Annotated in this window: 1 protein-coding gene; it reads left to right on the top strand. The window is 25.8% G+C overall.

Features of this window, described 5'->3' with window-relative positions:
- Positions 1-1,377 (top strand): hypothetical protein (locus IMK15_RS06285; protein WP_192942283.1); only part of this gene is annotated, 1,377 nt, incomplete at its 5' end.
- Positions 1,378-1,595: the final 218 nt, after the last annotated feature.

Here is a 1,595-nt window from a genome sequence, read left to right as displayed (position 1 = left end):
TCAGATGTTAAAGACCTATTAACAGATGGACAAATCAAATTAAACAAAGATGCATATGCACACTCATATGAATTAGATGCTAAATACACAGGAGTAAAAGACCTAGAATTAACAGCAGGAGCATTCGTACAACATATACACTTTGATGAAGGTGAATATGCAAATTATGCAGCTAAACCACTTGAAGAGCTATATGCGTTAAATGGAATAGCAGATAATCAAATCTCAACATATTTAGAAGGATTACCTAAAGTAAAAAGTGATATATTACTAGCAGAAAAAAGAGTTAAAGAAATGACACCTGAAGAAATACAAAATGCAAAAAATGCAAAAAAAGAATTTGAAAAAATAGTAGTAGATTTTAAAGAAGGTATAAATAAAGAGTTTGAAAAAGATCAAAAAGAATACAATGATGAAGTAGATAAAGAAAAGGCTAAGAAAGTATTTGATAAACAAACAAGAATTTGTGAACTAAAAAAAGAATTGAAAAAATTAAATCTTGAAAAATATGCTTTAAATATATTTGTAATGAGTGTTCCACATAGTCGTATAAATGATGTTAATGCGAAAAAGAATATAGAATATATATTAAAAGAAACAAAAATAATTACTGAAGAAATAGCTAAAAAAACTGCTGAGAAAACATCTTTAGAAAGTGAAGTTAGAACATTAAATGTAGAAAGTGCAAAATATTTAGCACTTGATAAGTTTGAAAAAGAAAATTTTGATATGGAAAAATTTAAGTCATCTATTATGAAGGTTAAGAAAAATGCACAAGGTAAATATGAACCTGATAATAATAATGGTACAGAAGTGTTTAAATATTGGAATGCATACAAAAATACTGCATATGGTCAATTAGAAGAAATGAAAAATCGTGCTGAAACTCAAGATTTCTATAATAAATTTGTTAAAAGTATTAGTAGATTTAAAGCTAAATTAGACTTAGTAAACTTTGGTGCTAAATTAGGTGCTAAATATATAGGAGTTAAGAATCTAACATTAACTGCAGATGGTGTATTTGCTGGAAGATATCATTCAAAGTATAATCAATTACTTAAATTCCCTGGTTATACAACAGGATACGTTAAATTACATGCTGGTGCTAAATATGACTTTAAGTTATTAAATGATAAATTAGTTGTAAGCCCAGAAGGAAATATTATAGCTACATTTGCAGATATCTATGCTGGAATATGCGATCCAAGCTTAGTATTAGCACCAAAAGTATCATTAGAATACAAACCTATAGAAGCATTAAAGGTTAAAGGTTCAGTTGAAGTGCCAGTAAAATTTGGACTAAATGAATTTAGAGAATTTGTATATAAAAATACAAGCATTAAAGGTACTTTAAATATGAGATATGAATGGAAATAAGAAAAATATATAATGAAAATAGAGTGTACTGGGTTAAAATGATTCAGTACATTTTTTTATTAATTAAATTTCTTTTAATATAGTTAAAAAACACAATGTACAATATTCGTAGATAAAATCTACATTCTACTTAAAGTATCTTTATGAGGTTAAAAAATAAACATACATTTAATAAAAATGTCCTTTTTTTTTTTTTTTTTTTTGGCTAAAATATACTT

It is taken from the genome of Sneathia sp. DSM 16631, from assembly GCF_014892235.1.
In the GTDB taxonomy this organism is placed as follows: Bacteria; Fusobacteriota; Fusobacteriia; order Fusobacteriales; family Leptotrichiaceae; genus Sneathia; species Sneathia vaginalis.
Note: the sequence above shows the minus strand (reverse complement) of the source record. Positions and strands in the feature narration are given on the sequence as shown.